Here is a 25,647-nt window from a genome sequence, read left to right as displayed (position 1 = left end):
TCACGCCCGGAAGCGAACTAGAAGGGATAGGTCCGGTCCTGGATTTGGACGGAAACCCATTTGACCGTGGTGAATTCGTCAAGCGCCCACTCGCCTCCGTACCTGCCCAGCCCGGAAGATTTTTCGCCGCCGAAGGCAATAATGGGTTCATCGTTGACGCTTTGGTCGTTGACGTGAATCATGCCGGTTTCAATACGTTTGGCCACTTCAACGGCATGTTCAAGACGTCCCCCGTATACCGCGCCGCTTAACCCATAAGGGCTGTCGTTGGCAATGCGGATCGCATCTTCTTCGTCCTTCGCGGCGATCACGGACGCCACCGGCCCGAAGATTTCCTCCTGGGCGATCGTCATCTCGTTGGTAACGTCCCGAAGAACGAACGGGCTCATGACGTTTCCGTTGACGCTCCCTTCCAGCGCCACCTTGGCTCCCTCGCTCTTGCTCTTTTCGATCAGGGCGAGGATTCGGCTCACCTGTTTCGCGTTGATCAAAGGACCGATAATCGTTTCAGGATTTGACTGATCGCCGCACGGGATCGCTTTCGCTTTTCGGACAAACGCCTCCAGGAACGGCTCGTATATCGTTTGATCAACAATCACCCGATTGATGGCCATGCAAATCTGTCCGGCATGCATAAACTTGCCGAATGCCGCCGCTCCCGCCGCCTTTTCCACATCGGCATCCGCCAGGACAATCATGGCGTTGTTGCCGCCCAGTTCAAGCGCGACCCGTTTTAAATTCCGTCCGCACAGCTCTCCGATATGTCTTCCCACCTGCGTAGAACCGGTAAATGAGATAATGCGCGGAATCGGATGTTCCACAAACGCATCCCCGATTTCACCGGTATTGAAGACCACGACGTTTAACAGTCCCTTGGGAATGCCCGCATCTTCAAACAGTTTGCCGATATAGAGACCGCCGGCAATCATCGTTTGGGAATCCGGTTTGAGCACCACGCCGTTCCCTGTCGCCAGGGCAGGGGCGACGGAACGCATGGACAGGTAAAACGGAAAGTTGAACGGGCTGATCACCCCTACCACCCCCGCCGGGTTTCGATAGATTCGATTCTCTTTTCCCGGAATCAGGGACGGCAGGATATGTCCTCTCATCCGTATGGGGAATGTGGCCGCCTCTTTGATGATGGCCATGGCAAAATCAATTTCCACATTGGCTTTCACCACGGAGCTTCCTGTTTCCGTCGTGATGATGTCAATCAATTCCTGACGCCGTTGGGAGAGCAGTTCCGCCGCTCTTTCCATGATGCGGGACCGCTCGTAAGGGTTTACCTGTGCCCACTCTTTTTGGACCCGTTTGGCTGACTCGTAGGCGTCGTTGATGTCGTCGAGATTTGCCAAGCGAATGTGTACCAGCGTTTCGTCATTGTAAGGGTTTTTGTCTTCGTAGGAATCTTTGCTTCTGCCTTCCCGCCATTCTCCTGCAATAAACTGTTTGTTCCAGACGCTGAAAGTTGCCATCCTCGATCCTCCTGTACCACTGGTAATGTTAGTATTTAGCAGGTGGGTACAGAAGTATTCCGGACGTTCGCAGCATCACGCAAAAATCTTGACTGACCCCGACATTGGTTTTTCACCTAAGCTGATCTGTCCTTCAACCCTCGTATCTAGTATTTGGATAACAGGAAAAGGATGATCCCAACGACGATGATCACCACTGTTGGCCAACAGCCCAGTTTGCTGAGAGAGTGTAAGTCTCCCATCTGCGTTCGATCAATGGAGTCCTTGAGATTTGTGAACGGATGTTTCCGGTATTCGTCTTTTTCCTGCTGATCGCGGTCTACCATTTTCATCTCCTCCGCACAGCGAATCGGGGTGGCCCCGGCACCCAGCTCCAACCGTTCAGTTCCTTGTTCCGCTGCCAACCCCCCCAACAGCATGGTCGCCTTCTATTTCCTTCTTGTGTCCCGATCCATACGCAAATAGGTAGTTGGCAGTGATGGTTCGTCCAAGCATCTTTCGCTGTCGTTCATAAAATAAACTAGCAAACCATGAGGAGGTGAAATCATGTCCAAAAAACGCCGCACCATCGTCATTACGTTACGGGAAGGTCAGCGCGTCTTAGTCCGCTGCCGTCGTCGTCGTAAGCACTAACCGATCACGGCAACCAAAAAGCGAAATGCGTACCGGAAGTATTTCTATTCAGCTTCCTGGTACGTTTTTCGCTTTTTTGGTGCTGTCCAGCAGAAGAAAAATCGGCGTTCCGATCACACACATGATGTACATGCATGAGGAACACGTTTCACGACATGAACGTTTGCCTTTCAGGAAAAGGAATGGTCATCAGAACGGATCATATACCGAAAGGAAAAACGAGCCCATAACAAAAAAGATGACAGCGGCCAGCAACCCGATCCCCATATGCATCAGGAAGGTCTGCCACCTCGTCCCGGGCTCGGCCTCTTTGATTACGTAAACATAAATTCTGTTAGATGCTTCCCCTTTCTTCCAAGGAGGTTTTGCCACACATACATACCAACAGGGTTAGGGATAATTTACCAGATCATACTATAGGTTGCTAGTCCATGTTTCATGCAATCCGCGTTATCTGATCCCATCGCCTATTCGATGCTTCCGTCCACGCAGAAGCCCCTTTTAGATGAACATCCTCTCTTTGCGGCCTTGGAACCTTACCGCCTCGTCAAGCAATTGTACGTATACGGATAAGTCTCGCTCCAACACTTCAGGGGATGCCCTGTCAACAAGTTTGGGCCCTGGGACAGGAGCCTGGTGAAAAATAACCGACGTTCATGATACTTGCGGGCAGACTCATGCAACGAGGAGCCCTTCTGGTACGGATCTTGACATAACGCTTAGAAGTAACTAAAATGGTTACAACGGTGGTGGTTCACTTGAAACAAATCAGCACACGATTTTCCATTGCTGTGCATACCCTGTCCCTGATTGCTGTCAGTCCGAATGATTGCACCGGGGACTTCATCGCGGGAAGCGTAAATACCAATCCCGTGGTCATCCGGAGAATCATGGGTATGTTAAAGAAGGCAGGGTTGGTCGACGTACGTCCGGGGGTAGGAGGTGCTTCACTGCTCAAGGATCCCAGCCAGATTACACTCCTCGATATCTATCGGGCTGTGAACGTGACAGAGGAGAACCAACTCTTTCGCATACACGAAAACCCCAATATTCGCTGCCCGGTTGGGCGGAATATCGAGCAAGTTCTCCAAGCTGAATTGAGAGACGCTCAATCCGCCATGGAACAACGGCTGGCCCAAACGACGTTGGCCGACCTGATTGGCAGGTTCACATAAATGAAAGCTCCTTGTCGAGCTTTTGTTTATACGCTTGTTGTAACTTTTTATGTTATAACAAGTTATATTACAACAAACACATGGAGGTATCGGCAATGAAATTGTTGGTTACTGGCGCCACAGGGAAACTGGGGACGAAAGTGGTCGAGACGCTGTTGAAATCGGTACCGGCGAGTCAAATCGCCGTAAGTGTCCGCAATCCGGAGAAAGCGGAAGGCCTTCGCGCCCGGGGAGTCGATGTCCGTCATGGAGACTTTGACCGTCCGGAGACCTTGGATGCGGCCTTTTCAGGGATTGACCGGCTGTTGATCATTTCGACGGACGGGGACAATGAAACGAGAATTCGTCAACATACGAATGCGGTAGAAGCAGCCGCACGCGCGAACGTCAAGTTCATTGCGTATACCAGCTTGGCAAATGCACGGGAAAGCCGATTGTTCCTTGCTCCCGTACACCGTGCCACGGAAGAAGCCATCCTGAAAACCGGAATCCCTTACTCCTTTTTGCGAAACAACTGGTACTTGGAGAATGAGACTGCTTCCATTCAAGCTGTGTTGGCGGGAGCGCCTTGGGTAACGTCTGCGGGGACCGGCAAGGTGGGATGGGCCCTGCAACAGGACTATGCAGAAGCGGCGGCCGCGGTGCTGGCAGGGAACGGACACGAGAATACCATCTACGAGCTTTCCGGCAAGCCGATGACCCAAGAAGAACTGGCCTCGATTCTCGGCACGGTAATAGGCAAGGAAGTCCCTGTGCAGCAGGTCGATGACGCCACGTATGCCGACATCATGAAAGGGGCGGGCGTGCCAGACTTCCTCATTCCTCTTCTCGTAGCCATCCAGGGCGGCATTCGGGAAGGGCATTTGGACATCGAGAGCAACGATTTTGAAAAGCTGCTCGGCCGGCCAACAACGCCAATCGACAAGGCCCTGCGTCACATTGTTCATGAAATCTCCCAAACACAGAACTGATCTCACATGGAAAACCGATCTTTCGAAAGGAAAGGTCGGTTTTTTCATGGAGTCTGCGAGCGGGTTCGTTCGCTCAATAACAGCAGCGGCAGCCCCAAAGCGGAAGAATCTCGCTTCTGTCGGGTATTGTGAATTCGCGCTTCCTTTTGATACAATATGGAAAATTGTACAAATTTTTAGGAGAGAAGAGGCAACATGAAAAAGAAGGCATTGGTTCTACCAGCAGTGGTTGGCTTGGGAATCGTTGGCTATCTGGCATCTCCCCTATCGGGGCCACACGAACTCACAAGCAACCCTTCCGAACCCCAACAATGTGTGACCGATCCGTACAATCTGTATCTCCCCACAAGGAGTTCACCATTTTCTTTGACAAAGGGATGAATGACAGTCTGCTCCACGAAAACGGCATCTACGTATTGGATGATAGAAATCACGCCATCCCTGTCACCATACAAAAACAGGATCCATACACGATAACGGTTCTCCCTCCCAAAAATGGATATGAATTCGGGCACACCTATCACTTGTATATCCATAGGGATTTGGACTTAGAAAACGTCAACAACACGAATTTGCCAAACGAATATCACGTTCCTTTTCACGTCAATGAGCAAATGTAGATAAACCAAGCCGGATTACAATGGGTAGTCCGGCTTTTTCTGTTCCTCCAGCGAACCCCGACGTATCGCTTTTGACCCCCTCTGGTATGGTCATGCAAGGCAACATAGATGCAAGAGCCGGTAACCGAAATGCTTCACCAGCCACTTTCCCACCGAAGACGGGGATGTTCTTGTTTGCATCCGCAGCAGATTGAACCTTGATATCGATAATTGCTTGCTGCTGAACCTTTTTTCACGTGAGAGCCAATATAGGATGAAACAACAGGCAGGAGGGCCCTCAATGACAGATCTGGAGTTTCATGCATGGGTGCGGCGGCTGATGGACGGAGATCAGGCCGCTTTTGAAGCAGTGTATGAGCATACGGTTGATGATGTTTTTCGCACAGTCACCTTTTTAATGGGCAATACACATGACGTTCACGATCTTGTAAACGAGGTGTACATCGAAATGTGGAAGTCTTTGCCCAGCTATGATCCCAACCGTTCGTTCCGGTTTTGGCTACACGGTCTCATCGTGCGCCAAGTGAGCAACTGGAGACGAAAGATATGGAGACGATTTCGTCTGCTTGATCGCAGTCGATTGCTGGAAGAAGCAGAACCGGCGAAAGCCGACGAAGCAATTTTGCAGGAGGAGTCGCAGCAAGAACTGATGGCGATCATCAACAAGCTGTCGTACAAACTGCGTGTTGTGATCATCCTCCGCTACTACCACGACTACTCGCTGGAAGAGATAGCGACCCTGCTCAACATTCCTGTCGGGACGGTCAAGTCAAGACATCACCTCGCACTCAAGGAATTGCGCAAACGCTATATGACTTTCGCTGACGGAAAGGTGGAGGCACCACATGTCTATGGAAGATAAACTTCGCCTGGAACTTCACAGGCAGTCCCACTCGATGAAGGTTCCCGTTGAACTGAAGGAGCGTGTACGTCAGTCGTACGAATTGTATCTTCGACAAAAGGAGGCAGGAAGGAAGCGTACAAACTGGCTCCCCGCCGCGGTCATCGCCGCCGTGCTTTTGCTGCCGACAGGCGTATTGGCGCATAACTACGCGGACAGCATTTTCGGCTCGTTTGAGAAGATGAAGAAAAAAGTCAGCGTCATGACCATGAACATGTATCAGGCCATCGGCTTGAAGCTTTCCGGTGCGCACCAGGAGCTCGGCGATGCGGAATACGCGACGTTTGAAGCATTGCTGAAAAAGTATACCGCCGTGACGTATGAGTATGTCGACCCGTATGGTCACATCAACTTTGACCAGATGCCGGCTGACATACGCGCCGAAGCCAAACAGCTCATGGCGGAGGTAACGCCGTACTTTGACAGGCTCAACCATCAGAAATCCAGCCGGGCCGTCTTAACCCCGGAGGAATTTGACCAGTACATCGAAGCGCAAATGACCTTAAACACCGTGAAAGCGATAGCCGGGATCAAGGACCGCCCGGATTTGAAACCCGAAGATTTTCCTGAGGATTTGCGAGAACGATACGTGGAAGCAAACAAGATTGTAGCCGAAGTGTACAAGAAAATCGAGGAGCGAAACCCATAGGAAAGAGACCGTCGAATCGTTCGACGGTCTCATCACGTACCGGAACGTGGATGCAGGACTAGGTCGTGTGTGGTTCCCCCGCTGACGCCTTCAGCAAGGATTCTATGTCCTGACGGGGGATTGGCTTACTGAACAGATACCCTTGTCCTTCGCTGCAGCCTTCTTCATGCAGGAAAGCCAACTGCTCTTCCCTTTCCACGCCCTCGGCAATCACATTCAGGTGCAGGGTTTGGGCAATGGTCAAGATCGCCCTGACAATCGCCTGACTTTCCTTGTTCGTGTGCACATCCCGAATAAAGGAAGCGTCAATTTTCAACGTGTCGACAGGGAGATGTTTGACGTAGCTGAACGAGCTGTAGCCCGTTCCAAAGTCATCGATCGAAATATGGACGCCCAGATCGCGAATGTTTTGCAGGATCGGGACCGCATTGTCCATGTCCGCAAAGATACTTTCCGTAATCTCAAGCTCCAGCCATTGCGGATCCAGTCCGGTATCCTCCAGAATCTCCCTGATTTTCTCCACCAGATCGGGTTGATAGAACTGCCGTACAGACAGATTGACCGATACGCGAAAAGGAGGATACCCTTGTGCCTGCCAGGCTCGATTTTGTTCGCAAGCACGGCGCAGAATCCATTCCCCGATCGGGACGATCAACCCCGTCTCTTCTGCGATCGGTATAAACTTGTTGGGCGGAATCCTTCCCAATTCTGGATGATTCCATCGGACAAGCGCCTCCGCTCCAACCAGCTTTCCTGTCGGCAACGCATATTTGGGTTGATAATCAATGTGGAAATGCTCGTGCTCCATCGCTTTTCTCAGCTCATTCTCCAACAGGATTCGTTCCAACGATTTCTCTTCAATGGACGGATGGAAAAATTCGAATCCATTCCTTCCGCGCTCTTTCACAAAATACAGAGCCATATCCGCTCGTTTCAGCAGCTCATCTGCCTCTCGTCCATCTGACGGAAAGACAGCAATGCCCATGCTGCAGGAAAGAGTGTGCTGTCGCCCATTGACTTCCAGCGGTTCTTCCAGCCGATCGCGAATTTTTTGGGCTACTTGATCCACTTCGTGTCTACCTGATATGTGGGGCAGCAGTATGGTGAACTCGTCTCCTCCCAAACGAGCGACCACATCGTTCGACCCAAGACACTGCTTGATTCTTTTCGCAATCTCTGCGAGAATGACATCGCCCACTTCATGTCCCCACGAATCGTTGATTTGCTTAAACCGGTCCACGTCGAGAAACATGACCGCCAACTGGGATTGAAATCGCTTGGCCTGATAGACTTCTTTACGCAAGCGATCGATAAAGAGCCTGCGGTTGGGCAGATCTGTCAACGTATCATGGTAGGCTAAATGGAAAATGGTTTGTTCCCATTGTTTTCTCTCCGTTACGTCCCGCATTACGAGCACCAGGTTCTGTACATCGCCGCACGGGTCCAGGATCGGATTCCCTTTTGTTTCCAAATAGAGGGACCGTCCACTTTTGGTGTGGACACGAAATTCCAGCAGAGAAGACGCGTTTCGTGCTGCACAGATTTGCTTGAGATAATTCGCCACCAGCTCGCGATCTTCTTCGTGGACCCATTGAAGCAAATGACCAGACTCCATCTCGATTCCATCGTCTCCGAACAGGGTCTGATGCGATGGAGAGAGGTACAGGAACGTGCCTTCGCGATCAATGACGGCAATCAAATCGGAGCAGTTTTCAGCAATCACGCGGTACTTTTCTTCACTTTGTCTCGCCTCTTCTTCGGCTTTCTTTCGAAGACTGATATCATTTCGGATCGAGACGTACTGATACGGTTTCCCCTGTTCGTTTACAAACGGCACAATGGTTGTATCCACCCAGTAAAAGGAACCGTCCTTGGCTCGATTTCGTATTTCTCCGCGCCAGACTCGCCCTGCTCCAATGGTAGCCCACATCTCCTTGAAAAAATCCTTCGAATGGTACCCCGAATTCAACATGCGATGATCCTGGCCGATCAGTTCTTCCCGTTTATATTGCGAGATGGTACAAAACTGATCATTCGCGTAAATAATGATCCCTCGATGATCGGTAATGGCCACAATGGACGATTGATCCAACGCATATTTGATATCTGCCAGCTCTTTTACAACACGTTTTAGCTTCTCGTCTGTTTCAGACAGAAGGTCCTCCAGTTGATGATCAGCCAATGTTTTCATGTTCTCTCACCCAAGTCTCGATGTTGAGAAACTCCCAAAATCGGAAATTTGCCACTATTATTTTACATGATATTCCACCTGCAATGAGTACCTCCCAACCTGTCATCCTTGTCTTTTCTTTGAACGCGTGGTCCTGATCGACGGAGCCGACTGCGTGAGGGGCGAAAAAGTCCTGCTGCCCCTCCTGACACCCTCATTACCGAATTGACAGAAAAAACCCTGCATCGGCAGGGATCATCCAGGCTATGTTTCGTCTCCAGTTGTTTTGTTCCAGATCAACCTGGATTTCACCTCTCGGCGCCCCTATGAAAAACGCACATCCATGACAGATGTGCCCATGTTATCATCTTCCATGTACAATCGAATCGGCTCCTCAAGGGTGGTCGACTCATCCCCTGCAGAAAGGGGGTGAGATCGTGACAGTGTACGAAGCACTTTCGTTGATGCTTGCTTTCAGTCTGCTTATCGTGTGTGGGCTGTCATTCCACCAAAAGAAGCAGACCGCCCTTGAGCTTGTGGGAAGCCTGGCGGTCTACTCACTAATCCTATGAGCCGCCCCCCTTGTGGGGAACGTCTATTGTGCAACGGAGACCCATGGCGTTGGCCGACGCCTGTGGTCTCTTTTTTAGTTTACGCAATCGCGTATATCATGCATTCCGCTTTTCGTAAAAAATGATATACACCTTTACATCCATTATTACCATAAACAGTTTCGTTGTAAACGTGTATATGCGTATCTATTGCGTTACTATTTCGCAGTTTTTCGTTAGAGCTATGCTGCCACTTAACATCACCAGTCATGCTAGCCAGCAGTGACAGCTTCTTGAGTTTGGCGATCTCCCAAACACGCTGCACATTTGCGTCCAAGCAATGCGACATTCCGTCCTGAGCACTGAACGAGAAGATCGATTTCAAAATGATGCCATTACGGGCGGGGGTGTGCCTAAAAATACGAAAAGAAACCCCAGACGAGTAGTTGATTACTCGTTTGGGGTTAGTAAACTTAAACTAATTTTGTAGTAACGATTTATTTATCTCAATCCATAGCTCAATTATTTTTTTTAACTCTTCAGTTTCAATTATACACTCCTCTAACATATCTTCCGAAACGAAGTGATTTGTAACTTTTGCAACATCCCGTCCTATTTCTAGGCTACATATATTCCCGCCTGTTGATTCGAAATCACTTTCCCCTTGTAATACCCTCTCAATAGATTCCAAAAAGATTGGAGACCTAAACGCTTCCATATCATGCAAAAGGTATTCAACAGTTGAAATCTCCTCAGGAAGCTTTAGTCTTTTGAAATCCCCCTCGGCGTTATTAATAATTTTGTGTGAATATTTCATATAATCCCCCTTCTCTAGATACTAATATAGCGGGAAGGACGTTTCTATTTGATTATTTTCATTAATCCACATCTTAATTTCCATGCCTTGACTTGTTTTTCCTTGATACCACCCCTTACCGTTAATTTTAACACCAGAGTATACCTCTTTTATTGCATTAATAACTTCCGTTCTATTCCAGCTGTCTGGGAAGAAGGTTGAGAACTCAGATTTCCCATTAATAGTAACTGTATCCTTATAAACCCCGTATTGGTTTGGAGTATTAATATTAGAGAGTGTTGCTTGTGACATCATACTTTGATGATGATACCCAGAAACCCCCTTTTTACTTATGTTTCCATGGAAGATATGTTCCATTGCATTTGGGCCAAAAATACTATCTGCTTGATTAGCAGCTGTTTTACCAGCAATCTTGATAGAACTGGCTCCCGCAACAGCACCTGCACCAGCAGCTCCCAACCCAAGTCCAGGCATATCTCCTGCTTGACGGTTTGCCTTCACAGCACCATTCAGATAAACAACCTCATGAACTTCAGCTCTTAAATCTGCTGGTACAATTGCATCGACCGCATCACCAAAATCCATCCTGTTAGCATCAGCATAAGTAACTGCTTTATCCGCCCAGTGTAAGACAAGATCTTCATGTGAGCCACCGAAAAATGAACCTGCTCCTTCTACTGCAACTTGTCCTGTAGGATCAACAAACCTCAACGGATTGTTATGCCCATACGTATACCGATTCAAACTCAGCGGATTATCCACTTGCCCTTTATACGTATCCTCTGAAATAAACCGTCCGATTTTCGGATCGTAGTAGCGGGCACGCAGGTAGTAGTAACCCGTTTTCTCGTCGAAGATCTCACCGCTGTACTTGAACGGGTTGGACATGGTTTCCGTTTGCGCAACAAGGTTCCCCCACGAATCGTAGTCGTACCGGTTTAGCTCCGCACCGCTGCTGTCCGTGATGGATACGACATCGCCGTGGCCGTTGTACAGATAGTACCCTTGTTTGTTTGTGCCCACATCTTTGCGGAACAGCAGTTAATTCCCGTAGTAGGTGTAGCTTCCCGCATCGCCTGTCCGTTCGTTGGCATAGCTGCGCAGGCGGTTCCTCTCGTCAAAGGTGAATGTGTTCTAATCAACTTTATTAAACCGAGAGATTTTGAAATGGCCCTTCTAATTTTTAAAGACTCCGTTTCTACACAATTATACAGACTCAATTTCTTTACTAGCCCCTACGCGAGAGAAGTCCCAAACACGAAAAGAAACCTCAAACGAGTGTTGATAACTCGTTAGGGGGATAAACCAATCTTTTCTATATAATCTACAATGAAATATCTAATGGCTAATTAGTATTCATGGAAATACAAAAATCGCTTTGTTTTTTAGTACTCATTTTATTTTTACTGCTGTTTTCTCCAGTATATTAATTTCATGTCACCGCCGGGATATAATTGACCCAGGTTCGCCGGAATGAAAATGACTCCCCCTGATCTACATATTTTTAATACGCTGGAGAGTATCCCTAGAGTGATGTTGACCAATCAGATCCTTTAGTAAATCATACGGCATAAACGGTTCCCTGCAGCACCGTAACACACCATTTTAACGGCGGGGATAGGCGGTATTCATATCTCACAAAGCCGCTTTTGGCAGTTGTTTTACATCAAGAGACTGCTTCTTGGATTAGGTTTATCTCTTCATCTGCCAGATTTCGTATTACAAAACCGGAAAATACTTTTTCACGGTCAAAAAGGCAACTTAAATCTTCATTTATTTCTACCTCAATAGCACTTTCAGTATTGTCAAATAGGCAATACATAGATTTGTCAGCGAGATGGAGGCGAAACGTTCCCTTTTCCTCATGAACAAATTGCTCATGAATTTCTTGGTTATCCATACTTAATACCGGAAGCCCTTTTATCACCTCATGGATATTAACCCCATCAGTTTGTTGAGTAGTCTCACTAATGAAGAAACTAATTTCATTCAATACCCCACCACTTGGAGAAATATCATCCCTAAAGTTTAACATTACTATCAACGGTACTGATTCACCATACAGCCTCCATTGAAAACCTCCCCTATAAAAGTAAGATTTTTTCGGTGCAGGAATATCTACTGTGATAGTTACAAGCACAAATTTTTCTCCCATAGATTCGATTTCGTGCGAAACATAAACATCGGTAGATGACGTGCTAATTAATTTCAAAGATCACACCCCCAATTATTTTTAGCCATGCATTAGGTATCCTGGTTAATGAACAGATATTTGCCTAGCCACCATTTTTTCATCCTTCCTGCGCTTGCAGTTAGTCGTGTAAGATTATCTTTGCAATTTGATTTTGAGGGTCATCTATCAGAATTTCTTTAGCCAAGCGTACAGCCTCTTCCTTGCTAACTAACTTGTCAGGGATATCATGGAAAAATTACACAATAATACAGACTCATTCGACACTGGGAGCTATTTCAATTGCCACTCAGTGACAACAAGAGAAAAAAGAAACCCCAAACAATTATCAGCATCTCGTTTGGGGTAATAGTAGGGGTTATTCCTTGATATTTAAGGCTTGAACAATATGGTTTATCTTGTCCTCAATATCTCTTTCACTGTAGTAAACATTTGGGTACAATTTTAGGTCTTCTTCTAGAGGCGAAAATCTAGCCGCCATTTCAGCTAATTCACTAAACTCCTTATTTTCCAATACTGAAAATTCACTGGGGTCAGCATCATGGTCAAAAGTTATATGAAACTCATTGCAAAACCTATCTGGTTCAATTTGCTTTTTGAGATAAAGGTTAATTAACCAATATAACCGTTCTCTAGGAGTACGCTCCTTCAATTTCCCCACCTCATTTTACAAGGATTACTTTGTAGCAGGCAAGACAAAATTACCGTTCCTTATTTCTCTGTCAGTATACTTGAAGTGGAATACAGTATTCGTTTCCGCATCATACTGTCACCGCCGGGATATAATTGACCCAGGTTCGCTGATCTGACCCCCATTTTGTGGACTGATTGATTTTGACCCATCAGGCACTTTGGAGGAAAAGGTTTCGGAATTCGCTTGGCGACATGCCGTTCAATCGCATTTGTGGCCTTTCGTGGTTATAAAATTCAATATACTTCTTGATTGCTGTTCCCACATCGACGGCTTCATCAAACAAATGCGGGCGCAGTTCTGCTTTCAAGTGGCCGAAAAAGGATTCGATGCAGGCATTATCCAGACAATTCCCTTTTCGAGACATACTCTGAATAATCCCATGCTTTCGCAGCAAGCGGTAATATGCTTTTGTTGTGTAATGCATTCCTTGATCACTGTGAATCAGCAGTTGATGCGTCGAACGGTTTTGGACGGCCTCTTGTACCGTCTCTAGCACAAACTGGACGTCAAGACTGTCACTTAAGCGGTATGAGACCACTTCATTGTTGAAAAGGTCCAAGATGACGGAAAGAAAATATCGTTTTTTTCCAGCTTGCAAATACGTGATGTCAGTAACCCACTTTTGATTGGGATGAGCTGCTTGAAAATGCCGATCCAGAAGATTGGGCGCCAGGGTATGTCTTTTGTATTGAATCCGTGGATAACGTCTACGCCGTATGATCGCCTGCATGTTCATTTGCTTCATCAGCCGATACACACGCTTACGATTGAGATGCAAACCGTATTTTGTGAGCAGTATAGCCTTCATACGACGATAACCATAAATGCCGCCCAGTCTTCGATGCTCAAAGGATATGATTTCACAAACAGCAGCATCTTTTTGCTTTATCCCAGTTTTAAGCCATTTATAATAGCTGCTCCTGGCAATTCCTGCGGCAGCGCACAGCAAAGATACGGGGAATTGGCTGCTTAGTGCTTGAATAACGGCGTATTTTCCGTGTCTGGAGCATCTCTCCTTTCGGTTTTCAATAACTTTTTTAAAAATGCATTTTGAGCTCGTAGCCACTTGTTTTCCTGTTCCAAAGTGAGATTAGAAGGGATTTTTGACAAAGCCTTTTTAAGCCCCTGTCCTCTCCGGTCTTTCAATCCTTCTACTCCATGGATTTTGTATGCATGTACCCAATTTTTCACGTTAGAGTGAGTTTTAAAGCCAAACCGTTTGGCTGCCTCTCGATAGGACAAACCTTCTTCCAATATAGATTTTACAACTTCCAGCTTACATTCAATCGTATGATTTTCATAAGTCATTATCGCTCACTCCCCTTTAAGTCGAAATTCGACCAAATGGGTCAATTTCCTCTGTCTACCATTTGGGGAGCAGTTCACGCCGGAATGAAAATGACCCACCCTTAGCGAATATATCCCCTTCGAAAATAGTCCGCCAAGACAACTTCGGAGGGAGACACATGCTAAGGAGTGGGATAGTGATATCGTTACATACCATGAGGGCAGAAGGCAAGAGTATTCGTGAAATTGCCCGTCAAACGGGGCATTCTCGAAATACAGTTCGCCGATATCTCCGGGGTCAATTCACCCCTGAAAAGGGAACCCGTAAATCTCGTGGTTCCAAGCTTGATCCGTTTAAACCGTTCCTGCAGGAACGGCTTCAAGAAGGTATCTATAACTGCGAGGTTTTATTCGAGCTTCTACAAGAAAAGGGATACACCGGTGGACGCACCATCCTGAAAGACTATGTGAAGGCCTTTCGTCCTCCCAAACAAGTTCCCGCTGTTCTTCGTTACGAGACGACCCCTGGTGAATACGCCCAGGTTGACTGGGGACTGTGCGAATACGTAGATCAGGACGGTAACGTCCGGAAAGTGCCGGTATTTGTCATGGTATTGGGGTACTCTCGTGCTACGTATATCGAGTTTACAAAACGTTGTGACATCTACAGCTTTCTTCGTTGCTTGATTCATGCTTTTGAATATTTTGGGGGCATCCCAAAGGTAATGCTGACTGATCAGATGAAAACAGTCGTACTTGGTATGGGAGACGATCGAAAACCCCGCTGGCATTCCCTTTTTGCCGACTTTGCTGCGGCAATTGGGCTTGTTCCAAAAGTATGTAAAGTCCGCCGCCCCGAAACAAAGGGGAAAGTGGAACGAGGCGTTCAATACGTAAAATACAACTTTCTTCCTGGCAAACGCTTCGTTGATTTACAGGATCTCAATCAACAAGCCCTTTTCTGGTGCGAAAAGATTAACCGTCGCATTCATGGAACAACCGGCGAACGTCCCACTGACAGACTCCGTGAGGAAAATCTGACGCCCATCCCTTCAGCTGATCGGTGGGAAAAATACCTGCATGAACCGAGACAGGTCAGCCGAGACGGATTTGTTAGTTACGATGGTGTGCGATATGGGGTTCCATGGAGGTACAGTGGACGTGAGGTAACCGTGCGAGAAGTGAATGGGTGGGTGGAAATCTGGGCCGACGGCACATGTATTGCCCGACACCAAAAGGCCTATCGATCCCGCGCAACTGTTTTTTGCGAAAACCAGTATGCAGGTCTTACGACCGCTCAAGGATATGCCTATCCACGTCCACAAGCCCGACAGATTTCATCGCAGCAAGTGGAAGTGCGTTCGCTGGATGTCTATGAGCAGCTGACAGGGGTGGGAGCATGATCGAACTGGAACAGGCACGGCTACGTCTCGAGGAACTTGGGCTTCAGCAAGCGGCTCTACTCTTGGATGCCCATTTGGAAGCGGCAAGTCATGGACAGCCCACCTATCTGTCCTTTCTCAACATGCTCCTTGATGCAGAGATAGCGGAACGCCAGAAACGGAATATGGAGGTACGTACCAAACTCGCACACTTGCCTTACCGAAAAACACTGGAGGAGTTCGATTTTGCTTTCCAACCCAGCATTGACGAACGGATGATTCGAGAATTGGCCACGATGACTTTCGTAACCCGACACGAGAATGTCTTGTTCTTAGGGCCTCCTGGAGTAGGAAAAAGTCATCTGGCGGTGGCGTTGGCGGTAGAAGCCATCTCGCAAGGGATATCCGTTTACTTTGTCAGTCTCTCGCAACTCATCGAGGATCTGCGAAAAGCTTACACGGAAAACAGGCTAGATAAACGCCTCCGCATCTACATTCGACCGAAGCTCCTGATTATTGACGAAATTGGTTACTTACCGTTAGACAGTTTGGCAGCCAACCTCTTTTTCCAAGTTGTAAGTGCAAGATACGAGAGAGGGAGTATTCTGTTGACCAGCAACAAGAGTTTCGGTGAATGGGGGGAACTCATGGGCGATCCGATACTTGCTACCGCCATCCTGGATCGGCTTTTACACCATTCCCACATCGTCAACATTAGGGGAAATAGTTACCGACTTCGTGAGAAGATGAGGACTGGAACCTACGGCTCCCCCTCTACCACCTAACCAACAAAAAATCGCCGGGTGGGTCAATTCTAAACCGGCGATGGTGGGTCAAAATTAAGTCGGCGTTGACACATACAGTACCTCAACATTGTACTTCTTCCCGTTTTTATACATTACATCATAATACATTGTAGCATTTGTACCTCTAGGGTCAGGAAATCCTTTTCCGTATTTAATAACTGACTGTTGGATTTGAACAGGTATAAACCTACCTGCTTCATTCATGTGTTTTGCAGCTGTACCAGTAAAGTTTAATCCTTCCTCTAACTTACTAAAGCCTTTCCCCTTATTAAATAGACTACCGACAAAGAACGCACCTTTTACTGCAGCTGCTTCTCCTGGGTAATCCCATAATGCTTTATTAAAATCTGCAATTAACGTAAGCCCTGGAGCAGATTCTCGTGCCATTTTCATTACTTCCGAATCTGGAATCATAGCATCTGTGGATTGCATTATATCTGACTGGGAATATCCTGCTTTGATCATTTTTGCTCTTATGTCATTAGCGTAATTTTGCCAATACCTTTTTTCTCCTTCGGTTTGTGCTAATGTCCATTTATTTTTGGCTTCATTGATAACCCAGTTAGCCCCAATCGCTTGATTCCAATGCCCACTCGGATCAACAAACCTCAACGGATTATTATGCACATACGTATACCGATTGAGGCTCAGCGGATTATCCACTTGCCCCTTATACGTATCCTCCGAGATAAACCGTCCGATTTTCGGATCATAGTAGCGGGCACGCAGGTAGTACAAGTTCGTTTCAGCGTCGTACATCTCGCCTGTGTACGTAAACGGGTTGTCCATCGATTCCGTTTGGGCGACGATATTTCCCCAAATATCGTAGTCATAGGTATTCAGCGTCTGACCGTCTTCATCGACAATCCGTACCACACATCACCGTGACCGTTTACGAAGTAGTACCCGCTCTGGTCGCTGCCTTCGTATACTTTGCGGAAAAGATATGGGACTAGGAATATCAAATGCGACATCACGACGAATAAACCATATCGAACCTGCGTTCTGGTAAAGCGTATCCAACAGGTGTTTGAACTCTGGCAGATAGTCTGGATGTGTTTCGATACGCAAAGTATGTTTGTAAGATTTCGGTTCATGGAATGGCTGATAGGAGATATGGAAATAGACTTCATCAGACAATTTGATGTGTAGATGATACTTATACCCCCAATCTACCTTTCCAATTGACTCGGTGATCCCGTAGTAATCGCAGATGTTACGCTTAAATGGATTAAAGAATTCCCAATGCACATCCTTGAATTCAATGACGATCAGATAAAACGGTTCATTCGGCACTGGGTAGCTCCCTCATGAACAAAAAAGAACCTCGGGTCTGTCAATGATTTTGTGTAAACTCCAATAGCCGTTAGGCTCAGCGGAGATATGGTTGAACTCGCTCCGGAAACTGAACGGACAGTTGTAACAGAATTTGGCCCCAGTTCTGAACTCTCCCCGTCCACTTTCGTAACACATCCATGGTTGCCAGGTAGAGCATTTTGAGCAGGGCTTCGTCTGTAGGGAAAATGGCTTTTCCTTTGGTGACCTTTCTGAGTTGGCGATGGTAGCTCTCAATGACATTGGTTGTGTAGATCAGTTTGCGAATTTCGGGTGAGTACTTGAAGAAGGTGGAGATTTCCGCCCAGTTCGTACGCCAGGAACGGACAATAAGGGGGTACTTTTGTCCCCACGTCTGCTCGAATTGATTCAGTTCTTCCAAGGCGGCCTCTTCCGTGGCCGCTTTATAAATCGGCTGCAGGGCCGACGTGATCTTCTTGATGTCTTTGTAGGAAACGTATTTGATCGAGTTGCGAATCTGGTGGATGATGCACTTCTGGATTTCCGTGATGGGATAGCAAGCGGAAATGGCCTCGGAGAAGCCGCGAAGATTGTCCACACAGGTAATGAGGATGTCTTGCACGCCCCGGTTTTTCAACTCGTTTACGACATGAAGCCAGAACTTTGCCGATTCATTTTCCCCGATCCAGATGCCAAGTACATCTTTGTGGCCTTCCAAGTCAATGCCAATGGCCATGTAGGCGGCTTTGTTGACGATGGCACCGTCTTGTTTCACCTTGAAGTGAATGGCATCCAGGAACACGACCGCATATACCGCCTGCAAGGGACGGTTTTGCCATTCTTTGATCAGGGGGACGATCTTGTTGGTCACGTTGGAGATGAGGGTAGGAGAAACCTCGATGCCGTAGAGCTGCTGCAGGTGATCCTGAATGTCGCGGGTAGAAACACCCTTGGCATACATGGCAATGATTTGGTCTTCGATACCCGTCACGTTCGTTTGGTTCTTTTTGACGATGGTCGGCTCAAACTCACCGGCCCGGTCACGCGGAATCTGAATGTCCACATCGCCGTACTCGGAACGCACCTTTTTCTTGCTGTAGCCGTTCCGGCTGTTGGTGGTTTTCTTATTTTTCGTGTCGTGCTTGGCGTAGCCAAGTGACGTCTCCAGTTCGGCTTCCAGCATTTCCTGAAGGGTCTCGGCAAACAACTCCTTCAAGGCCGACTGGACGTCTTCCACCGATTGCATGTTCTTTTCCTTGATCCACTGCTTCAGTTGCTCTTTGGACATCAGGCTCATGGGCTCTCCCAACCTTTCTTTGAATTCATTGTACCCTATTTTGAAGGTTAGGAGTTTACACAAAATAGTTTATAGACTCAGAACCTCAGACGATGATTAAGAATCGTCTGAGGCCTTGAGAAAAACTACCTAGTTTTTCTGATACCAGTCATATCCTAGGTCTACTATATTAGCATCTCTATAAGTACAACCGTTTTTCTCCAAAAAAGTTGATAAATCTTCAAAGCTATTCTTGTTAATTGGAGTATCTTCTTGCCATGATGCTTCACATTCATCACAAATATACAAGATTTTGTTAAGATCAGACACCTTAGCTTTGTATACTAATCCGTTTCCGTCACATCTAGGACATACTATTCTACCATTAAAAAATTGTAGCTGATTTGTTTCTGACATTATCTTGTTCTCCTTTACTACGGCTTGACTGGATAAGCAGTAATAATCTCTGACGTTCCTGGTTTAACAACAACTCTAATTGCTGTTTCACCATTAGTCCCTACCACACGCCCCATATTAACAATATATGCTCCTGGGTCACCAGGCACAGGTGCTTTTCTTAACGCCCACGCTTCATCAATTAGGGATAAAACTTCTGTTTTATCAACACTAAAGACGGTGTGATTGGGTTTGTTAAGATTTGATTTGGTATGTTCCAATATATGTTGGACACGATTACCAAACTTTTTATCAAAGCCATAAATTAAACCTTGCGAAGATTTCCATGTCTTATTTCCTAAATAAGTAAGTTTACCGACCTCACCTATTTTGTCCAGTACCTTGAGTCTACCCATGAAGAAGCTAAAGCTAGCCATACCTGCGGCTTTTGCATCTTCAAAAGTTATCTGACCGTCAGTTAAGGTATCAAAGTTTTCAGGTCCAACGAGTTCTCTGGTCAGTGGTATATAACTATTCGGATTAGTGAGGTCATTTACTGCTTTTTCATAGTTTTTAGGATTAAAGAACTCACTAACACCTTTTTTAAAGTAATTCCATCCCTCTTCAAAAGACATATGCCCAGTCGGGTCAACAAACCTCAACGGATTATTATGCACATACGTATACCGGTTGAGGCTCAGCGGATTATCCACTTGCCCCTTATACGTATCCTCCGAGATAAACCGTCCGATTTTCGGATCATAGTAGCGGGCACGCAGGTAGTAGTAACCCGTTTTCTCGTCGAAGATCTCACCGCTGTACTTGAACGGGTTGGACATGGTTTCCGTTTGCGCAACAAGGTTGCCCCACGAATCGTAGTCGTACCGGTTTAGCTCTGTACCGCTGCTGTCCGTGATGGATACAACATCGCCGTGGCCGTTGTATAGATAGTACCCTTGTTTGTTTGCCCCCACATCTTTGCGGAACAGCAGTTCGTTCCCCCAGATGTTGCGGGCCTTCACGTTTCCGGCGTTGTCCAGCTCTTCGATGACGTTTCCGTTCAGGTAGACGTACTTCGTCTGGTTCCCGTTCTCTGCCTTTGTCGCACGCAGTCCGTTCCCGTAGTAGGTGTAGCTTCCCGCATCGCCTGTCCGTTCATTGGCATAGCTGCGCAGGCGGTTCTGCTCGTCAAAGGTGTACGTCACCGTGTCTGTGTCGATCGGCAAGACGCCCTCAAAGGATTTCCTGTTCCCACGGGTGTCATACGCATAACGATTCGTGCCACTCGGCAGTGTTTCTTTCGTCAGACGGTCAATCTTGTCATACTCATAGGCAAACGTCGTTCCATTGCGGGTGATGGAGACCACGTTCCCAAACGAATACTGATTAGTCTCTGTCCAGATCGGCGTATTACGCTTCCTGTGCGTCAGCTCCTTCACCTGACCAAAAGAATCCAGCTTCCGCTCCATCTCCAAGCCGTTCGGGTACGTGAGCGTGTACGTTTCTCCCGTGTTTGTCGTGTGATACGCATAGCGGATTGTCCCCGTCACATTGCTGGTTACTTCCACCAGGCGCTCCGCATTGTCGTAGCGATACGATACCACCGTGTTATCCGGATACACCAGTTGGTCCATCAAATCGTCATGGTCTGTATAGCGAATCTGATAGACACGGTCAAATACCGTCTGGCGATTCAACCGATGGAACGGATCGTAGCTGTACTGGACCTCCCGATAATTGCTGCTGGTCGGACGGGTGTCGGGACCATTGCTGTTGGTCTCTTTCTTCACGAGTGAAGTATTCGGGTAATACTCCCAGGTTTCCTTGTTTTTCACAACACCCGCTGCATCTTTTGTCGTGATGCTGGACACCTCGTAAAACGGCGTATACGCATACTCATGGCGGTTTCCTGCCTTATCGGTAAAGATGCGCGTCTTTCCGTTCGGATAGTAGTAAAACGATTCTGTCGCTCCGGACGGTACATCTTTTTCGCTGATCTTCCAGGACAGCGGATTGTAGTGATACTCTGTCGTCAGCGTATTATTCTCCTGTACGGATACCAGATTGCCGTAGGCATCATAGCTGTATCCGTAGACATTTTGTTCCGGATCAACGAGACGTACCAGGTTGCCGTTTATGTTGTAATGATAGCTCCAGGAGCGTGTCTTGCCCGTCTGGTCACGTTCCGTTTTTCGCGTCATTTGATCAAAGGGATTGTACTCGTAACGTATCGCAAGACGCTGTGCAGCATCACCAGTCTCGCGAATTTCCTCTTGCAGCTGGCCGTGCCGGTTGGCAAAGTGTGTGACGGTGAGGCCATTGGACTCAACGCTCCGAACAGTCTCGACCGGCAAATAGCTGTCTCTGTCGCGATAGGCATTGGCGCGGTAGTACATGGTGTATCCTTTGGGATCTTGCTTGCCCAGCAGACTGCCGTCTTCATTGTAGAAGTAACTTGTTGCCCGGCTGTCGTCGGCATACGGAGCACTGGATTCCAACCGGCCGTCCGAGGTGTACGTGTTGTACAGAAGCGGCCTTACTTCTCCATTGGTCCCCCGCTGTCCCTTGTATTCCACCTCGCCAAATGGCGTGAAATGAGTAAATTCCTCCGTGCCGTCCGGCAGCGTCATCGTCACTTTGCGCTGTGTGTCATCATAGTCGTAGAATATCGTCCGGAACTGGCCCTCATTCACAAAAAGTTCAATGGTAAGCCGTCCAAGCATATCGTATTGATACATAGCCTGGCTTTGATCGGGGTAAATTCGTTTTACCACCCTGCCCAATTCGTCGTAATCAAACTGGTACGTAAGGGTCTCCGTCGTTTCCGGAGACGTCTCTACTTTCATTTTGATGACCGTCGGATACAAGCCATAGCGGTCATAGGATTCAATTTTTTTATCAAAAATTTTCTCATCCGAACCTTTTGTAGCTTCCACTATCGTGGAAACCAGCTTCTGGCTGTTGTACTGGTACACGCGGCCAATTTCTTCCCGTTTCGTCGTCGTTCCATCCGGATACGAATCGACGATGTGCTCCGTTTCCAGCAATTTGTCAGCATTATAGGTATACGATTCCTCGTGAAAATGATTGGGATTTCCGGCTGCTGTCCGCTTTATCTTCGTTAGCAACCGCAGGTAATAGGTCGTCGGTGTGTAGGTCCATGTCGTTTCGTTGCCTTGCGGGTCCACCAATTTGGTCAAATCACCGTAGCTGTTGTAGCTGAACGCCGTGATCTGAGCGTACTTGCTCAGCCTGCTTGCAACACTGTCCAAACGATTGATGTCGGGTGCCAACAGAAATTGGTACACATCTGCATCGTCGGTAAACGAAGCGGGACGCCCCAAAAAACGGTACTCGTACCGTGGCTTCGTCTCTCGGCCGCTGTACAGATAGCTTACATAGCTGACGGGATGGTAGCGGTATTCTTTTTCACCTTCCGTTAACGTCAGAGGGGCAAAAATTGTGTCCGAATCCGCTCCAGTGCCGATGTACGTCTTGACTGATTGCGGCAAAAATGTTTTGTCCGGATTGGGTGTGAAGACTTTTTCCTGGTTCGGGTTCCCATGCTGTACAATTTGCGTTTTGACGATCGAACCTTCCCGCAGGGTCTGATTTTTCAGCCGAACAGACACATCCTTGGACGACTTCCAGATTTCCTTATTCGTCAGCGGATAGTAAATTGTATGCGAGTACCATCCCTGCTTCTGACTCTCCGGGTGAGGCGTCTTGGCAAAGCGAATGTCAACTGCTGTCACCGGATGATACGACGTATAGGTCAGCTTTTCGTCATCGTGGTACAACCGGACCACGCCGCGGCTGAGAAAATCAGGTTCGTCCGGCTTATAAGGGCTGTACGTATAGGTAATTTGCAGGCCTTCCACCGGGTACGACACCTGGCGCAGCAAATCGTACCTGGTGGTGCCGCGTCTCTGGAAGTCATCGGTGGTGTAGACCGTCGATTCCATTCCGTTGTAGTCAAGTGGAATGTTTGGCGGAAAGTAATACCCGGGTTTCAGGTTAAACTCTGCCTCGCCGAATACCCCCGAATCGTGATAGGTATACTCCGCAATTGTCTTGCTGCCGGTGCCATTGACGTCGTATTCGATGACCCTGCTAAATGTGGGGGTCACATCCCAGTCGTACTTTATATGCTTTAACAAGCGGCTTTTGGACGTATCGGCATACACCTTGAGCTCTCTAGCCAAATTTCTGATGCGTTTGTCTATAACGATGCAGCGACCGACGCTGTCGATGATTTCAATCGGTTTCTCCTTGTTTTCCGGAATGCGGTAGACGATTTCATCTCCATACGCATTGGTTTTGGTGACCACATGCGTATCACCATCTTGGTATGACCTCTCTATGGAAAATTGGTACAAGTAGCCGTTGTACTTCAACGAAGCAATTCGTTTCACACCGTTGATTTCCCACATTTGGTACTCCATAGAGGCGCCGTGATAAGGATAGTTTACCCAGTCTCCTTCTTTGGATTTAGACTCAAGCACTGTGCCGTCGTCCAGTGTAAACACATAACGCTTACTATCCTTTTCATGAGTACGGTTGCACCAATACTTGGATATGCCTTCCTCGTAGGTGCAGCGGATGTTTTCTCTGTCGATCTCCTCAAACATGGGGATATTCCATTTCCATCCCACGGGCATGTGATACTTTTGCTGGTGTCCACTACTCCCTTGCGATCTGTTTGCACTATGGTTGTCGTAGTAAATCCGCTCTATCAGCGCATCCAGAGAGGAATACTGCCGTTCCAGCCTGAGATCCATCCCGTGTTTTCCTTCCAGATACACATCCGTCTCTTTTATATTGGCTGTGCGGTACAGTTCATCGACAAGGTTCTCGGTATTGCGCTTATACCGGTAGGTTAGCCCTTCAGGGTCGTACTGTGCATCTGGCGGGCTGGAAGTGAGACCTGAATCGGCGAGAGACGAAAGCGGCGCCTTTGCCTTGTTTCCCTTGGTTTCCTTCCAGCGCTGGTAATGCTGCTCAATGACTGGAAGCGCCTGTTTGAGCAGTGTGTACTGCTCCTGGCCAAGACGACCGATTTCGGACATGACCGCCTCGTCCGTCCACTGGTATTTTTCCACTTTCTCGTCCTGGGACAAGAAGCGGTCCAACAGCGGATAAAAATAGGCGGCAATCTGCAAGGTTTTCCGATCAAACGATTGGTACATGCCCCAGACGACATCTGTCGACAATGAATCCCACGTAATCGCCATCACTTCATCTTTTGTAAAGGAAGGGATTTCGTCCGATTGTTTTTGTTGCAGCTCTTTCGCAGCCTGTAAGACTTCTTTGTATGCAGACAACCATGCTTTTGTGTCCGCTGGTTGTCCGTTGCTGTTCTCAGATACGGGTGTCGCAGATAAACGTTCATCCACCCGGGCAGATGTAACAGAAGGCACCAGCAGGGATATGGTAAGAACAGAAGAGAGGAACCCGCGCATCCATTTTTTCACACTCATTGCTACCTCCTTATTGATATGCATCAGGATTTATATACTTTTTTCCGGATCAGGTTGCCGTTGTTGTCATAGATGAATTCAATTTTCAATACACCGTTTTCGTACAGGTACTGCAGTTGGTTCCTGGCATTATACGTGTACGTGAAATTGCGCAAAGCACCAAAGGCTGAATCGATACCGTTAGAGGCGGACAAATCATTCGGCTCGTTTTCTGACGGAGGACAACCCATCATGTTACCTGACGTATTATCACTTTGCTCGTTACCTGTCGGGTTATCACTCGACTCGGTATCTGTCAGAGTGTCACTCGGCTCGGTATCTGTCAGAGTGTCACTCGGCTCGGTACCTGTCGGAGTGTCACTCGGCTCGTTTCCTGTCAGATTGTCACTTGGCTCGGTATCTGTCGGGTTGTCACTCGGCTCATTACCTGTCAGAGTGTCACTTGGCTCGGTATCTGTCGGGTTGTCATTCGGCTCATTACCTGTCAGAGTGTCACTTGGCTCGGTATCTGTCGGAGTGTCACTCGGCTCATTACCTGTCAGAGTGTCACTTGGCTCGGTATCTGTCGGGTTATTACTCCCCTCGCTATCTGTCGGGTTGCAATTCATCACGGTACCTGACGGGGTGTCACTTGTCGGCCGTACAATATCTGGTTGCTCTTCACCCATACCTGGATTTTTTTCACGGGCTGTTGGTAGTTCGGAAGTGGCCATTGTTGCTCCAGGTGAAATCAGTACGGTAAGACCCAAAACAAATATCAACACCAGATTCATCACTTGTCTTCCCATGTTCACTACTTCCTTTCTGTAATGTTTTGATTCATAAATCAAAATAGAAACTAGATGCCAATTATTCCAAATTTTATCTAAATAGGACA

General features: G+C 47.6%; 20 protein-coding genes and 1 pseudogene. 7 read left to right on the top strand and 14 right to left on the bottom strand.

All coding sequences use genetic code 11. The annotated features are described in order from the left end of the window. Window positions 1-17: 17 nt before the first annotated feature. Together A6764_RS03050 and A6764_RS03045 are read right to left on the bottom strand one after the other, a co-directional pair. Window positions 18-1,475 (bottom strand): aldehyde dehydrogenase family protein, encoded by a 1,458-nt coding sequence (locus tag A6764_RS03050; protein WP_035295940.1) that lies wholly within the window; start codon window positions 1,473-1,475, stop codon window positions 18-20. A gap of 146 nt (window positions 1,476-1,621) precedes the next feature. Continuing rightward, window positions 1,622-1,894 carry a hypothetical protein gene (locus A6764_RS03045; RefSeq protein ID WP_083989837.1) on the bottom strand — a complete coding sequence of 91 codons (273 nt, stop codon included), beginning with the start codon at window positions 1,892-1,894 and terminating at the stop codon, window positions 1,622-1,624. A 972-nt stretch (window positions 1,895-2,866) separates the two neighbouring features. Between A6764_RS03045 and A6764_RS03040 the strand changes: the two genes are divergently transcribed. The 4 genes from A6764_RS03040 (at window position 2,867) to A6764_RS03025 (ending at window position 6,424) form a co-directional block, all read left to right on the top strand. Beyond that, window positions 2,867-3,283 (top strand): Rrf2 family transcriptional regulator, encoded by a 417-nt coding sequence (locus A6764_RS03040; protein WP_029100322.1) that lies wholly within the window; start codon window positions 2,867-2,869, stop codon window positions 3,281-3,283. Window positions 3,284-3,378: 95 nt separating this feature from the next. Beyond that, on the top strand, window positions 3,379-4,254 hold the full coding sequence (locus tag A6764_RS03035; RefSeq protein ID WP_065067394.1) for an SDR family oxidoreductase: 876 nt from the start codon (window positions 3,379-3,381) through the stop codon (window positions 4,252-4,254). Window positions 4,255-5,154: 900 nt separating this feature from the next. Next, window positions 5,155-5,736 (top strand): sigma-70 family RNA polymerase sigma factor, encoded by a 582-nt coding sequence (locus A6764_RS03030; protein ID WP_065067396.1) that lies wholly within the window; start codon window positions 5,155-5,157, stop codon window positions 5,734-5,736. Then, window positions 5,720-6,424: a DUF3600 domain-containing protein gene (locus A6764_RS03025; RefSeq protein WP_083989838.1), complete on the top strand. Its 705-nt coding sequence runs from the start codon at window positions 5,720-5,722 to the stop codon at window positions 6,422-6,424. The genes A6764_RS03030 and A6764_RS03025 overlap by 17 nt, the downstream gene beginning before the upstream one ends. A 58-nt stretch (window positions 6,425-6,482) precedes the next feature. On the opposite strand, the gene A6764_RS03020 is transcribed toward A6764_RS03025, so the two are convergent. Beyond that, on the bottom strand, window positions 6,483-8,615 hold the full coding sequence (locus A6764_RS03020; protein WP_065067397.1) for a bifunctional diguanylate cyclase/phosphodiesterase: 2,133 nt from the start codon (window positions 8,613-8,615) through the stop codon (window positions 6,483-6,485). A gap of 329 nt (window positions 8,616-8,944) precedes the next feature. Here A6764_RS03020 and A6764_RS22340 point away from each other — a divergent pair, with 329 nt between their 5' ends. Then, a complete protein-coding gene (locus A6764_RS22340) occupies window positions 8,945-9,166 on the top strand; it encodes a putative holin-like toxin (protein ID WP_413541966.1) in 222 nt (73 codons plus the stop codon). Window positions 9,167-9,623: 457 nt separating this feature from the next. Here the strand turns inward: A6764_RS22340 and A6764_RS03015 are convergent, their stop codons facing one another. From A6764_RS03015 to A6764_RS02990, 6 genes are all read right to left on the bottom strand, one after another. Continuing rightward, window positions 9,624-9,962, bottom strand: a complete 339-nt coding sequence (locus A6764_RS03015) for a hypothetical protein (protein WP_065067398.1) — start codon at window positions 9,960-9,962, stop codon at window positions 9,624-9,626. A gap of 21 nt (window positions 9,963-9,983) precedes the next feature. Further along, complete coding sequence (locus A6764_RS03010) at window positions 9,984-10,985, bottom strand: RHS repeat-associated core domain-containing protein (protein WP_065067399.1); 1,002 nt, start codon at window positions 10,983-10,985, stop codon at window positions 9,984-9,986. 643 nt (window positions 10,986-11,628) lie between these two features. Continuing rightward, window positions 11,629-12,174 (bottom strand): hypothetical protein, encoded by a 546-nt coding sequence (locus A6764_RS03005; protein ID WP_255309708.1) that lies wholly within the window; start codon window positions 12,172-12,174, stop codon window positions 11,629-11,631. 337 nt (window positions 12,175-12,511) lie between these two features. Further along, the gene (locus A6764_RS03000; protein WP_065067400.1) at window positions 12,512-12,805 is read right to left on the bottom strand and encodes a magnesium and cobalt transport protein CorA; all 294 of its coding nucleotides are present in this window, start codon (window positions 12,803-12,805) and stop codon (window positions 12,512-12,514) included. Window positions 12,806-12,995: 190 nt separating this feature from the next. Beyond that, a complete protein-coding gene (locus A6764_RS02995) occupies window positions 12,996-13,913 on the bottom strand; it encodes an IS3 family transposase (RefSeq protein ID WP_141669828.1) in 918 nt (305 codons plus the stop codon). Continuing rightward, a complete protein-coding gene (locus A6764_RS02990; protein ID WP_065068431.1) occupies window positions 13,817-14,155 on the bottom strand; it encodes a helix-turn-helix domain-containing protein in 339 nt (112 codons plus the stop codon). Before A6764_RS02990 ends, A6764_RS02995 begins: the two co-directional genes overlap by 97 nt. Window positions 14,156-14,313: 158 nt before the next feature. On the opposite strand from A6764_RS02990, the gene istA reads away from it, so the two are divergent. After that, a complete protein-coding gene (gene istA, locus A6764_RS02985; RefSeq protein ID WP_065067406.1) occupies window positions 14,314-15,537 on the top strand; it encodes an IS21 family transposase in 1,224 nt (407 codons plus the stop codon). Continuing rightward, the gene (gene istB / locus A6764_RS02980; RefSeq protein WP_065067407.1) at window positions 15,534-16,301 is read left to right on the top strand and encodes an IS21-like element helper ATPase IstB; all 768 of its coding nucleotides are present in this window, start codon (window positions 15,534-15,536) and stop codon (window positions 16,299-16,301) included. The genes istA and istB overlap by 4 nt, the downstream gene beginning before the upstream one ends. 54 nt (window positions 16,302-16,355) lie before the next feature. Here istB and A6764_RS02975 read toward each other — a convergent pair. The 5 genes and pseudogenes from A6764_RS02975 to A6764_RS02955 all read right to left on the bottom strand — a co-directional run. After that, window positions 16,356-17,242: pseudogene (locus tag A6764_RS02975) on the bottom strand (RHS repeat-associated core domain-containing protein); the annotation flags it as partial. Window positions 17,243-17,694: 452 nt separating this feature from the next. After that, window positions 17,695-18,915, bottom strand: a complete 1,221-nt coding sequence (locus tag A6764_RS02970) for an IS256 family transposase (protein ID WP_065068429.1) — start codon at window positions 18,913-18,915, stop codon at window positions 17,695-17,697. Between the two features lie 129 nt (window positions 18,916-19,044). Then, on the bottom strand, window positions 19,045-19,311 hold the full coding sequence (locus A6764_RS02965; protein ID WP_083989840.1) for a 3'-5' exonuclease: 267 nt from the start codon (window positions 19,309-19,311) through the stop codon (window positions 19,045-19,047). Window positions 19,312-19,328: 17 nt separating this feature from the next. Next, a complete protein-coding gene (locus A6764_RS02960; protein WP_065067409.1) occupies window positions 19,329-24,770 on the bottom strand; it encodes an RHS repeat domain-containing protein in 5,442 nt (1,813 codons plus the stop codon). A gap of 23 nt (window positions 24,771-24,793) precedes the next feature. Beyond that, on the bottom strand, window positions 24,794-25,558 hold the full coding sequence (locus A6764_RS02955) for a hypothetical protein (protein WP_264622390.1): 765 nt from the start codon (window positions 25,556-25,558) through the stop codon (window positions 24,794-24,796). Window positions 25,559-25,647 lie beyond the last annotated feature (89 nt).

Source organism: Brevibacillus sp. WF146 (genome assembly GCF_001673705.2).
In the GTDB taxonomy this organism is placed as follows: Bacteria; Bacillota; Bacilli; order Brevibacillales; family Brevibacillaceae; genus Brevibacillus; species Brevibacillus thermoruber.
Note: the sequence above shows the minus strand (reverse complement) of the source record. Positions and strands in the feature narration are given on the sequence as shown.